The sequence below is a fragment of the uncultured Nostoc sp. genome (assembly GCF_964247315.1).
Lineage (GTDB): Bacteria > Cyanobacteriota > Cyanobacteriia > Cyanobacteriales > Nostocaceae > Nostoc.
Genome location: NZ_CAXTTT010000001.1, coordinates 51,818 through 64,025, shown reverse-complemented (window position 1 = coordinate 64,025; position 12,208 = coordinate 51,818). Strand labels below are relative to the sequence as shown.

11 protein-coding genes are annotated in these 12,208 nt (G+C 40.9%); 6 read left to right on the top strand and 5 right to left on the bottom strand.

The genetic code is table 11. The features are described 5' to 3' along the window. Positions 1-142 precede the first annotated feature (142 nt). Together ACFE93_RS00250 and ACFE93_RS00245 are read right to left on the bottom strand one after the other, a co-directional pair. Positions 143-265, bottom strand: a complete 123-nt coding sequence (locus ACFE93_RS00250; RefSeq protein ID WP_375471500.1) for a hypothetical protein — start codon at positions 263-265, stop codon at positions 143-145. Between the two features lie 54 nt (positions 266-319). Further along, a complete protein-coding gene (locus ACFE93_RS00245; protein ID WP_099104264.1) occupies positions 320-520 on the bottom strand; it encodes a heavy-metal-associated domain-containing protein in 201 nt (66 codons plus the stop codon). Positions 521-1,411: 891 nt separating this feature from the next. On the opposite strand from ACFE93_RS00245, the gene ACFE93_RS00240 reads away from it, so the two are divergent. Further along, positions 1,412-1,675 carry a DUF3146 family protein gene (locus ACFE93_RS00240; protein ID WP_069070640.1) on the top strand — a complete coding sequence of 88 codons (264 nt, stop codon included), beginning with the start codon at positions 1,412-1,414 and terminating at the stop codon, positions 1,673-1,675. A 59-nt stretch (positions 1,676-1,734) separates the two neighbouring features. On the opposite strand, the gene ACFE93_RS00235 is transcribed toward ACFE93_RS00240, so the two are convergent. From ACFE93_RS00235 to ntcA, 3 genes are all read right to left on the bottom strand, one after another. Continuing rightward, the gene (locus ACFE93_RS00235; RefSeq protein WP_375471499.1) at positions 1,735-2,187 is read right to left on the bottom strand and encodes a resolvase; all 453 of its coding nucleotides are present in this window, start codon (positions 2,185-2,187) and stop codon (positions 1,735-1,737) included. A gap of 150 nt (positions 2,188-2,337) precedes the next feature. After that, complete coding sequence (locus tag ACFE93_RS00230; protein WP_375471498.1) at positions 2,338-3,828, bottom strand: DUF3084 domain-containing protein; 1,491 nt, start codon at positions 3,826-3,828, stop codon at positions 2,338-2,340. Positions 3,829-3,996: 168 nt separating this feature from the next. Further along, the gene (gene ntcA / locus ACFE93_RS00225; RefSeq protein ID WP_094347373.1) at positions 3,997-4,668 is read right to left on the bottom strand and encodes a global nitrogen regulator NtcA; all 672 of its coding nucleotides are present in this window, start codon (positions 4,666-4,668) and stop codon (positions 3,997-3,999) included. A 378-nt stretch (positions 4,669-5,046) separates the two neighbouring features. Between ntcA and fabI the strand changes: the two genes are divergently transcribed. From fabI to ACFE93_RS00200, 5 genes are all read left to right on the top strand, one after another. Next, positions 5,047-5,823, top strand: coding sequence for an enoyl-ACP reductase FabI (gene fabI, locus ACFE93_RS00220; RefSeq protein ID WP_375471497.1), 777 nt, complete (start codon positions 5,047-5,049; stop codon positions 5,821-5,823). Between the two features lie 108 nt (positions 5,824-5,931). Next, entirely contained in the window at positions 5,932-6,573 is a 642-nt protein-coding gene (gene hisB, locus ACFE93_RS00215; protein WP_375471496.1) for an imidazoleglycerol-phosphate dehydratase HisB, read from the top strand. A 208-nt stretch (positions 6,574-6,781) separates the two neighbouring features. Then, complete coding sequence (locus tag ACFE93_RS00210) at positions 6,782-7,765, top strand: ABC transporter ATP-binding protein (protein WP_375471495.1); 984 nt, start codon at positions 6,782-6,784, stop codon at positions 7,763-7,765. 499 nt (positions 7,766-8,264) lie between these two features. After that, positions 8,265-9,734 carry an SLBB domain-containing protein gene (locus ACFE93_RS00205; RefSeq protein ID WP_375471494.1) on the top strand — a complete coding sequence of 490 codons (1,470 nt, stop codon included), beginning with the start codon at positions 8,265-8,267 and terminating at the stop codon, positions 9,732-9,734. Between the two features lie 828 nt (positions 9,735-10,562). Further along, positions 10,563-11,948, top strand: a complete 1,386-nt coding sequence (locus tag ACFE93_RS00200) for a choice-of-anchor Q domain-containing protein (RefSeq protein WP_375471493.1) — start codon at positions 10,563-10,565, stop codon at positions 11,946-11,948. Positions 11,949-12,208 lie beyond the last annotated feature (260 nt).

The window sequence follows — 12,208 nt, the reverse complement described above, 5'->3', positions numbered from 1 at the left end:
GGGAATACTAAGTTATTTGACAGACAACCGTCGGTTGCCTCTAACTTCAGGGTAACTTCTACCTAATAATGATTATTAATACGAGAATTAGCATTTAATTTTCTGAAAGTTATATTCAATTGCGTCTTGACGAATTTAACTTTTATTCAGGTTTGCCAATATTTAGATCCGTTTGCCCTGCTGTCAAAGGAGGAATATTTGTGATTAAGTAGAGTAAGTTATTAATATCTACGCCCGTCCAACGGACGTAAATATCATTAAGCAATTGTGTTGGCTAAATCATTTCATCTAAATTTATTAGGAAATTTAGATAAAATAATTAATAACCCTCTATAGTATAACCAGCAGATTGAACCATCTGTTTAATTGACTCTTCAGAAGCTGCCGCATCTACAGTTACAGTTTTAGTATCAACGTTCACGTCTACTTTGGCATCAGATTCCATAGTCAGAATAGATTTAGTTATTTTCTTGGCGCACTCATCACCTTTAATATCTGGAACTTTCAATTGAATTGCCATTACTTACCTCATTACGTAAACTGAAATTTACATTTACTAAATATAATATCGATTTTAATAGTAAGCGCACATCTTACTTGAGTTAGGGAATTGAGCATTAAACAAATAGTAATAAATAATAGTTATACCTAAATCATTATTGACAAATTATTTAGGCAGTAAAAACAAAAAAAATACTAAAATCTATAAAGTTATTTCTGAAAATGCACTTAGTACTACTAACTTATAAAAAGCCGCCTTTTTGGTTTATTCTAAAGACTTCACAGACATTCCCCCTGTTTTTCTAAACGTTGCTGCTCGACATAGTTGTTCTTGCAGCACTGCCCGATCGTACAAGCGTCTATACGTAAGTCACGAAACCTTTTTATCTGTAGTTTTTAATTTATTGTATACTCTAGATACTTTTGCCCAACTTTTACTGTACATATAGATTCAAAAAACAGCTATCTTGCGGTATAGATATACTGTGGGCTTCGCAACAAAGACCTTCAATGACGCAATTGTGACAGGAGGGTTGAAGGCTGCTAATTTGATTATTGACGGTAGAGACTGCTTCACGTTGCGAATGGAAACGATTGCTGAAATGTGCCAGTAGTTGAAGTGCGATCGCTAGAAGCAACGGAAAAATTAGCATTTCTCGTTTGATTTATTTTCCAATCTCTACGACTAGCTGTTACCCTCGAAGGAAGACTAGCTAACGCTTCTCTAGGAGACAGCTTGCTTACGCTATCGGTGGCGCGGTTTCAGGATACTGAAGTAGTCTTGCTTATAAACACAACCTAGTCAACTACAAATACCCACTTTGTCAGTTTGTCTAATTAAGATATGTTTGGTAAATAAAATAAGTAGCCTACATTATCGGCTGTTATTCCACACTTGACATAAAGCATTGTGAGTGCAAAACGTCTGCCAGAAACCATTGCCCATGTCAGAATTACCCGCCAATCCTGGCAACACGGCTTCCTTGAGGGCGAAGTGAGTGCGGGTGAGTTTGAGTGGCATTTCCAGTGGCATTTTCGCCGGGGAGAACTTGCCGTCAAGCCCTCCCAAGGTCGCGCCTTGATCAAAGAACCCCTCGGTCGATTCTTGGAGCAACAAGATTACCAGCTAGAGCCTGGAGGAGACTATGCTTTTACGATTCGGGCGGAACTTTAAAACTTAGGAGTTATTCAATTTTGGATTTTTGATTTTAGATTTTGGATTGAAGAAAAAATCTAAAATTGGCTGGCTGCTGATTCAGTGAGGCGATTTAAGTATCTTTCGATTAAAAGGATGGCAACAATATCATCTATGGGTCTTGGTGGCTGTCGCAGACCCTGTGGCAATAGCTTTATTAGCCCTTTGGGCGGGTACATTTGCCAATAGCGATCGCGTGCTTCTAAGGTTGTGTAGCGCTCATCCACTAAAATAATGCTCAGGGGTTCTGTCAATTCTTGATATAATTTCTCTCTCCACTGTTTAGCTGTAGTTTGGTCGCCCATGACCATCAAAGAGATCGGAAACCTTTGACGCAGTGTCTCAATGGTAGCGATCGCCTCTTTTGCTAGCACGACCTGATGATAATACAGTCGCCGATCCAGTCCCATCACCGCTAAACCACACTTATCTCGACCTGGATCAAACCCTAAGATGACTGGTTGCGTTGGTGAAAATTCACGGAAATTCATAATAAATTAAAAATTAAAAATTAGAAATGTACCCTTACAGGGATCTTGCTACGCGTAGTATCTGCTAAATAAAAAATGCAGCTACAGCAACTATTTTGACTGCTGTTCAATATGTTTAAATCTTACTAATAACAGCGTGCAAATAATTTTTTAAGTACCAAAAATAATTTTTCCGTTAACTATTGCCACCAATTTTACTCTCAATGGCCCGGCTGTATAAGTATCCTCTGCTGCGATCGCTTTGATCTCCAAGGGTTGATTATACTGTCTTAGTTGGCTAACAAAGCGCAGAAAAGTCCCCTCTACTTGCACATTTTCGACAATTCCGGCATTACGGGCACGAAATTGGGAAGCAGAAATCAGTATTTCTAGGCGCTGCTGTAACTGATAAGATGTCATGGTTTTGGAATCAGCAGTAGTCGTGGCTAGCACCGCGCCTCCTGAAAAAACCAGTTGATTCTGGGCTGTATCCGCGAAAAATTCTATCTGCTTTTCTCCTCTGACGTAATTACCAGCCGAGAAAATTCGCACCACATATTCTTGACCATCGCCAATCTGCTTGCTTAATTGGTCAACCCGATCCTGGGTCACGCGCAGCAGCTCTAAAGTTGCAGGATTTGCACCAGGCTCACTTAATTCGAGGTTGGCGTTGCGATTGGCTTCTTGTAAAAGTTGTACTACTGCCTGACGAGCAGCAGCAGGTTGAGTAACACGAATTACAGCAGCAGACAGAACTTGACCACGAACTAAGGCCAGCTTACCCAAACGCAGGTCGCGGTAAGACTGATAATATTTTTCCAGCCTAGCAACTTCCTGTTCTAGTTCCTCCTGTTGTGCTTCCAATTCTTTAAGGCGCGATTCCCGTTTAGCAATCACTTGCTCTCGTGCTGCAACTTCTAGATTACGCTTTTGAATTAGTTGATCTAGTTGGGAAATTTTTTGATCGCGCTGTTCTATAGCTTCTTGACGGTTAGCAAGTTCGCGATCGCGTTTTTCAATTGCTGTTTTGGCTTCGTCAATGGCTTTTTTCGCTTCCGCATACAGTCTTTGACGTTCTGTCTTCAGTAGTTCAACTGCCGCCTGTAGTTCCTTTCTCTGGTCGTAAACGCTTTGCAATTCAGCTATGGCTTTTTGGTATTGAGTTACCACCCGATCTAGCTGACCTTGAGTGCGTTGGAGTTGAGTTTGGGTTTGGGCTTGTTGACTAATTGTGCGGTTCAACTGAGCTTGCGTTTCCCTCTGTTTGGCATTTGCCGCCTGCAAGGATTGATTAATTGCCTGCAAGTCTTGTTGTGCCTTTGCTTGGGCAATTCTTGCTTGGTTTAGTTCACCCTCTACCTGACTTTTCTGAGTTTCTGCGGTTTTTAGCTGTTCCCGCTTCTGTCTAAGGTCTGTTTGAATATCCTCTAACTCAAAGACTCCTTTTCGCAAGCCTTCGTCGGCAGCGAATAAAATCCCTAAAGTTGATGCCGAAATCAAACCACCAGTAAAAATTGTTACTAGTACAGCGGTGTTTTTCGGACGAAGCTTAAAAAGTGAGAGGCGGGCTTTGCCAACTCGTGTGCCGATGCGATCGCCCACGGTGGCAATTACGCCTCCCAGAATCAAAATTGCTGCGATGAGGATGTATCCGGTGGTCATCTTTAGCTACCGAAATCCTTCCAGATACAGCCTACTACTTTTAAGTATTGTCTGTGGAGAAGTGAAAATTGGCAATAGCTGAAATTGTTCAATTTTAGATTTACCTCTAGCTATTAGTGTCATTTTTCAAAACACAACACGCGCCGACTCCCCTTTCTCCAATTGTTTTTATGTGAACTGCCTACTTAAGGTAACAGGTTTATGCACAGTAATCTTCTTTTTGTGGATAGAAATCATCTTTTTTTCACGCAAATCTCCCAGTAGCCTAGTAACGGTAACACGAGTTGAACCAATTGCCTCTGCGATCGCTTGATGAGATAATTTCAGATCAATTGTGATCCCATCTGCACAAGGAACGCCAAAATCTCGACAAAGAATTAACAAAAAACTCACTAACCTAGAACCCATATCTCGGTGAGCGAGAGTTTCAATCATCATCTCTGTTTGTAAAATTCGCGAAGACAGACCTCGCAGCATTAACATTGATAATTCTGGATTTTCCTTGAGTGCTAGCTCTACCTGTTCAATTGGTGCCGACAGTAATTCTACAGGAGTAAATGCAACTGCATGGTAAAACCGATCCGACTTATTTCCTGTCAGCAATGACAATACACCAAAAACACTATTTTCCCGCAGCAATGCTACCGTTATTTCCTCTCCTGCCTCGTACACCCTGGAAAGTTTAACAGCACCTTTCAAAAGAAAATAAACTCGTTCGGCAGGATCGCCAGGAAAAAAGATCGTTTTATTGCGTTCAAACGTTTCCACAACTGGCGGAAACGCCCCGGTCGCCATCTGACGAAAAACATTTGCTAGGGCTTTATCTTGTGTCACAATCATCTCCCTTCCCCTACCCAATGCCGGAAAAACAAAAACTGATTACCTAAGAATACACCCGAAAAATGAATAAAGCACCGTCAACCTTTCTGTACTTTCCTATACTCAAACTAATCTCTTCATAACTCTTTGTTTATAATGATACATAATTGTTGATCCTTTCAGCTACTAATTGTTGATAAGTAGTTCCAATAGCTGTATTCAAAAGGTTTTTTGAAGAACAAATAAAGATATCTTGAGAATATCTTTATAAAAAATCAAGATTTTTCTCACAAGAAACACCCTTAGCAATATTCATTTTTGTCAATCCTGTATAAAACAAAGACAAACTAGCCTCAGATTCTAGTATGCTCCTAATGATCGATCGCATTAACAATTTCTATGCTAAATCTGACTGGAAAAAATGCCCTTGTTACAGGTATTGCCAATAACCGCTCGATCGCCTGGGGCATTGCCCAACAACTGCACAAAGCCGGAGCAAACTTGGGTATCACCTACCTACCGGATGAACGCGGCAAGATGGAGAAAAAAGTTGCGGAATTGGTAGAACCTCTTAACCCCAGCTTATTTCTTCCCTGTAATGTCCAAGATGACGAACAAATTAAATCTACCTTTGAGACAATCCGCGAACAGTGGGGAAAGCTAGATATTCTGATCCATTGTCTGGCCTTTGCTAGCAAAGACGATTTGAGTGGAGATTTTAGCCAAACCTCTCGTTCTGGCTTTAACACCGCCTTAGAAATCAGCACCTACTCACTAGTGCAGTTAAGTGGTGCAGCTAAACCTTTGATGACAGAGGGAGGTAGTATCGTCACCCTGACATATTTAGGTGGCGTCAGAGCAATCCCTAACTACAACGTCATGGGAATTGCCAAGGCGGGGTTAGAAATTAGTGTGCGTTACCTGGCTGCTGAACTAGGGCCGCAAAATATTCGCGTGAATGCTATCTCCGCAGGCCCCATCCGCACTTTGGCATCTTCAGCAGTGGGTGGGATTTTGGATATGATTCATCACGTAGAAGAAGTAGCTCCCCTACGACGCACCGTCACTCAGCTAGAAGTAGGCAACGCTGCGGCTTTCTTGTGTAGTGATTTGTCCAGCGGCATTACCGGACAAATTCTCTATGTAGATGCAGGATATGAAATTATGGGAATGTAAGATAATTTGGGCATGGGGGATTGGGCATTGGGAATTGAGTATTAGTAAAATTCTTGTCCATTTTTCATTCCCCATACTCCATGCCCTATTCCTCATGACCTATTTCCCATGCAAACAACCAATCGCCAAGTAAATTCAAACTACGATCGCTTAACCCAAACCCCTCGGATTGCCACTGTTCACCGCACCACTGGTGAAACTAATGTGCAAGTTACTATCAACCTGGATGGTAGAGGAACTTGCACAGCAGCAACAGGTGTTCCGTTTTTGGATCACATGTTGCATCAAATTGCCTCCCACGGGCTGATTGATATCGATGTCCAAGCCAAGGGAGACTGGGAAATTGACGATCATCACACCAACGAAGATGTAGGCATTACTTTAGGGCAAGCTTTGAACCAAGCATTAGGCGACAGAAAAGGCATTGTCCGCTTTGGTAGTTTTCTTGCACCACTGGATGAAGCCTTAGTTCAGGTAGCGCTAGACTTTTCTGGACGGCCTCACCTCAGCTATGGCTTGCAAATTCCTACTCAGAGGGTAGGAACCTATGACACCCAACTGGTGCGAGAATTTTTTGTGGCACTGGTGAACCATAGCCAGATGACACTGCATATTCGGCAACTGGATGGCATTAATTCCCATCACATCATTGAAGCGACATTTAAAGCTTTTGCAAGAGCAACACGGCTGGCGGTAGAAATTGACCCTCGACGTGCTGGCGTAATTCCCAGTTCTAAGGGAGTTCTATGAAAGGAGTCAAATTGCATATTGGGCACAAGAGGCAGAGAGGGACAGGGGCAGAAGGGAAAAACTTACTGCAACTTCTCCCCTGCTCCCATGCTCCCCAGTCCCTAATCCCCAGTTCACGATAATTGACACACAGCTTGGTGATGGTTATTATCAGCCTACCGGGTAATTTTTAATTAATACCAAGCTGATAAATAGTGATTTAACCGAGATGAAGTCTGTTGCAGATGACCCTAATTCTCAACTTAATACGACAGACATTCCGCCAGTAGTCCTAACTTCTGAGTTGCGAAAAGTCTATCGCACTGGTTTTTGGCTAAATCAAAAAGTCGTATCTCTCAAAAACTGTTCTTTAACAGTTTACAAAGGCGAAACCTTTGGTTTGCTCGGGCCTAATGGTGCTGGGAAAACCACCCTTTTAAAATTGTTGTTGGGAATTATTCATCCCACCTCTGGACGGGGATCGTTGTTGGGTAAGCCAATAGGCGATCGCAGTGTTAAGCAACATATCGGCTATCTGCCGGAAAATCCCTATTTGTATGACTATCTTACTGGTTGGGAGTTTTTGCAGCTTGCTGCTGGGTTATTCCAAATTCCCCAAAGTGTCCAACGCCAGCGCATTCCCCAACTACTAGAATTAGTCGGTTTATCCCAAGCCGATGCCCGTAAAAAGCTGCTGCGCCGCTATTCTAAAGGAATGCTACAGCGTGTTGGTATGGCACAGGCATTAATTAATGAGCCAGATTTAGTTTTTCTGGATGAACCGATGTCTGGTCTCGATCCAGTGGGACGCTACCAAATGCGAGAAATTATTCTGGCACTCAAAGCTGCTGGTAAAACAATTTTTTTTAATAGCCACATTTTGAGTGAAGTAGAACAGATTTGCGATCGCATTGCCATCCTTGCTCAAGGTGAACTAATTTGCTCTGGTTCCCTCAATAAACTCTTAGGCGTCCCTAACACATATCACGTCAAAGGTCAAGGTGGTCACTGGGAAATTCTCAAAAAATGGATACCCGCTCTCATATTTGAGCCTGATGGTTCCTGGCACGGTACACTACAAGATGATTACTATGATTTTCTTGCCAGTCTTCGTCTGATGGAAGGTAAAATTATCGCCATTAACTTGTCACGTCACTCCCTAGAAGAATTTTTTATTCAACAGATCCAAAGAAAAAACAATTCATTGAATTAGTCTTGTTGCCAAATAGTAAATTATCGACTGGCTTGAAGAACAAAACCCAAAATTTTGCCTTTTTGAGTTCTCTTTGCCCAACACAACCCACAAAAAACAAAATTACGACATCTTTTCAAGGTTATTTATATTTATTTAATGAACTTGTTCCTAATTTTAGTAGTCCCTTACTACTCATCGTATATTTTAAATGTCATCAAATTAACTTTGACAAGAAAACTTTATTCGTGACTACTTGATTGTTGACTAACAAACAATTTATTGTAGAAACTGGGTTGAGTTGCGTAAATCCTATATTTTTTGATATTGCTCTATTCAAGCAACATTAACTTTAAGCTAACTTCACTAAAAATTTAAGTTCAATAAACAAATTTCCTCCGGAAAATCACACTTTTCTAGGAAAATAAGAGTGTCGGGGAACTTGAATATTTAGGTATAGTCAAAATAAAAATGTTTAGACAGTACTTTATTGATTGTAGTTTCAGAGTCTCAGGTAAATATGCTTAACAAAAGTTTGTCTAAATTCCTAATTCAGCCAGCTGTAGGTATGGCTTTGTTAACTGCTGTCAATGCCGCTGTGTCATCTGCCAGTCTAGCTCAGGGACAACCATTACCACCAACTACACAACCACCAATCATACAAACACAATTAGATACTAATTATTCATTGGGAGGCGGCGATCTCATCCGTGTAAATGTATTTGAAGTACCTGAATATACAGGTGAATACCAAATTCCCCCAGGTGGAGCAATCAACCTACCTTTAATTGGCAGTGTGTCCGTACTAGGGCTAACAACTGAACAAGCTTCTGACGAAATAGCTAGAAGATATGCTCGCTTCCTCAAACGTCCCTTAATCTCAGTCAATCTGTTATCGCCTCGTCCCATCAATATTTTCGTTGCTGGAGAGGTGACACGTCCTGGAGCTTACACTCTAAGCTTGAGCGGAGGCGCCGGGAACAATCCAGGCGTACAATACCCCACTGTATTAGCTGCATTAACAACAGCACAGGGGGTGACTTTAGCTGCGGATGTGACTCAAGTTCAATTAAGGCGTAAGATAGGACGTTCTTCAGAGCAAGCTGTCAGCCTCAATTTGAAGGAACTCATTCAAACAGGCAACTTATCGCAGGATATTACCTTGCGGGATGGAGACACTATAGTTGTGCCAACAGCAACCAACTTCAACGTGGCAGAATCTCGCAATATATTTGCATCCAACTTTGCCGCCAGCCAAACCACACCTCGCACGGTAACAATCATTGGTGAAGTTAACCGTCCCGGTTCGTATCTTGTCACCCCAGCCAACACAGATGCACAGGGGGACGCAACCACTAACAGTGGTACTATCACTCCCAATGGTTTGCCAAATGTGACACGGGTAATTCAATTAGCTGGCGGAATTACAGCACAAGCTGATGTTCGTAATCTCAAGCTACGTCGACCGACAAGAACTGGCTCAGAACAATCTATAGATATTAATCTTTGGCAACTATTACAAAGTGGTGATGCCAATCAAGACATCATTGTGCAAGACGGAGATACGATTGTTATTCCGACGGCAACTGAAATTAACCCCGCAGAAGCTACTCAATTAGCTACCACTACTTTGTCTCCTACACGGATTCAGGTTGGTGTGGTAGGCGAAGTTAAAAAACCAGGCTTAACAGACGTTCAGCCAAATAGCTCTTTAAATCAAGCTATACTCGCTGCTGGCGGATTTAATGATGCTAGAGCTAGTAGTAAGGCTGTTGATTTGATTCGCCTCAACCCTAATGGTTCTGTCACTAAACGTATAGTAAAAGTGGATTTCTCAGCTGGGATTAATGAGCAAACTAATCCCATACTCCGAAATAATGACGTTGTAGTAGTTAACCGATCTGGTTCAGCTAAGACTGGCGATACCGTCAACACTATAACCGCACCTCTAGGTGTTATCTTTAATCTTTTGAACTTATTCGGACTCTAGTTTAAGAGATAGATTGCAAATTGGGGGCGTTGGCCAACCCTCTTCGTCCCTAAAATTGCACTATCCTCGAATCAAAAGCAAGTTACACATAACAAACGCTCCACAAGGCATCGCTTCTTCCAAATTGCGTTTTATAGAGGCTGTCGTACTGGTTAGGACAAGTCTGCTATAAATACTCTGACAGCCACTCTCTTCTGATTTGCCAATGTTCTAAGCTATTTGACCACTGTTATATATCCGTCATTATAATAATTTTAAGTAATATTACTCATAGAGAAATACTGTAAACTTTAAAATTCTCACTGTAAATTCTTAATATGCATTGATAGGCTTTTGAAATTTTTATTGTAAGTACTCGGATTTTTTATGATAATGAGAATATTTTAGAAAGCAGATTCCGTAAATACTAGTCCCTAACCTATTTTTAGTCATTTAGCGATTCTTATTATCATAAGAATTATTTAAGTAAATTAACTAATTGATGACAGATATACTATTTTAACCACAGATACCGCGTATACACAGTAGAATGATGTCGAATTGCAAATGACGCTATTTGTACACTTGCTTGGTGTTCATAAATAGGTTAACTCTGGATACTGATATTTTTTTCAGTGATTTTATCAGATGTTTGCTATTTTTTAGAACACAAGCTCAAAAGGTGGTTCCGCCATATTTAGGCAAAAATGCGCAGGTTTAAACCTATAAAACCGTGTATAAACTTACAAGTGGCAGTGATACGACCGTATCCAATACTGGGTTATTAACTAAGGCTAGAGTTACTGACCGTTAACGATTGAGTTTTTGCAACATACCCTATTTTTCCCTATGATGATTCATGGTTTCGGTTTTCTCAGTTTGAGCGCATCTCTTGTACTTCCCTGGGCATTAACAGGTCTGGTTGAAGGACAGAAAATAACAGAGTCTTTATTTAAAGATGTTCCTCAGTCATCCACTGTTCAGGAAATACCACTACCTAACCGCAAGCTGATCAGTAGTATTTCAACTGCGACAACATACTATGTTAGTAGTAACGGAAACGACAGAAACAGCGGGCTTTCTACCTCATCCGCTTTTAGGACACTTCAAAGGGCAGCAAACCTTACTAATCCTGGCGACACGGTACTGATTATGAACGGGGAATACAAGAATAAACCCCAAGATGGGGCTGTACTAAATATTAAACGTTCTGGAACAGCAAATGCATGGATTAAATATAAAGCATATCCTGGGCATTTTCCAAAAATTCAGCACAATACATGGAATGGTATCTTGATTTCAAACAGAGCTTCATATATCGAGATTAACGGGCTGGAGGTTATAGGGAACAATGCTAAAATCGACCGTGATTATGCGATGAGTCAGAAGGATAACCAAAAAAATCAGTTTACTAACGGAAATTGCATAAGCATTGGAGAACAAAACAAAGGTCATTCTCATCACATAAATATTCTGAATAACAAAGTGCATGATTGTGGAGGAGCAGGTATCTCAGCAACCGAAGCTGATTATGTGAAAGTTGATAATAACACTGTTTTCAATAACTCTTGGTACACAGTTAATGGTTGCAGTGGCATTTCCATGCTTAATAATTGGAGTTCTGACAACAACCAGGGATACAAGATATTTGTTACCAATAACAGGAGCTACAATAATCGAATGTACGTTCCTTGGATTGTCCAGAAAAGGATTACAGACGGTAATGGCATTATTGTTGATGTTTCAAAAGGATATAGAGGACGGGTTTTAATTGCTAACAACATCACCTACAATAATGGCGGTTCAGGTATTCATTCCCATGATAGTCAGCATATCGATATTATCAACAACACGGCATATTTGAATCAGCAAAGTCCAGAAGTTCAAAAAAAGGAAAAGGGCGAAATTTATGCTGGTTATTCGTCTGATGTTAAAATTTTCAATAACATTATGTATGCTGCCCCTGGTAATGCTGTGAATAGCAATGTGAAGAATGTCAACGTCACTTATGACTACAATGTTTATCCCACTAATTCGACGATCAAGGTTACAGGATCTCACGATATGATTGCAGATCCACAGTTTGTTAATGCCTCGGCTCGTGACTTTAGATTGAAATCAACAAGTCCGGCAATTAATAATGGTTTAAAGTGGAGTAGTTTGAAAACCGATTTTCTAGGCAATCCTCGTGTGTCCGGTTATGCAACCGATAGAGGAGCATACGAAAACCGATAGTAGTTAAAAGTATAGCATTGGGTTGTATGATAAGGTTCTTATGTATACAGATTTATACAGACTTTTTGTCTACAACCCAATTGGAGACGGTTCAGAAAGAGTCACAAGGGAAAACAAGACCCAATAGCACGACCGCATAAACAAGAAGAATAGAGATGCTGAAATTATGTGCGGCTACTGGAGATATTTGGATGAATAAGGTTTTGTGCATGGAGCAAACGGAATTACACATATTACTTTCGAGGCTAGCAAAAACCCTA

What these genes read in the sequence shown, in the direction of transcription:
- ACFE93_RS00245 (WP_099104264.1), bottom strand. Translation starts at nt 520, where the DNA reads ATGGCAATTCAATTGAAAGTTCCAGATATTAAAGGTGATGAGTGCGCC.
- ACFE93_RS00235 (WP_375471499.1), bottom strand. Translation starts at nt 2,187, where the DNA reads ATGAATTTCCGTGAATTTTCACCAACGCAACCAGTCATCTTAGGGTTT.
- fabI (WP_375471497.1), top strand. Translation starts at nt 5,047, where the DNA reads ATGCTAAATCTGACTGGAAAAAATGCCCTTGTTACAGGTATTGCCAAT.
- ACFE93_RS00230 (WP_375471498.1), bottom strand. Translation starts at nt 3,828, where the DNA reads ATGACCACCGGATACATCCTCATCGCAGCAATTTTGATTCTGGGAGGC.
- ACFE93_RS00205 (WP_375471494.1), top strand. Translation starts at nt 8,265, where the DNA reads ATGCTTAACAAAAGTTTGTCTAAATTCCTAATTCAGCCAGCTGTAGGT.
- hisB (WP_375471496.1), top strand. Translation starts at nt 5,932, where the DNA reads ATGCAAACAACCAATCGCCAAGTAAATTCAAACTACGATCGCTTAACC.
- ACFE93_RS00210 (WP_375471495.1), top strand. Translation starts at nt 6,782, where the DNA reads ATGAAGTCTGTTGCAGATGACCCTAATTCTCAACTTAATACGACAGAC.
- ntcA (WP_094347373.1), bottom strand. Translation starts at nt 4,668, where the DNA reads ATGATTGTGACACAAGATAAAGCCCTAGCAAATGTTTTTCGTCAGATG.
- ACFE93_RS00200 (WP_375471493.1), top strand. Translation starts at nt 10,563, where the DNA reads ATGATGATTCATGGTTTCGGTTTTCTCAGTTTGAGCGCATCTCTTGTA.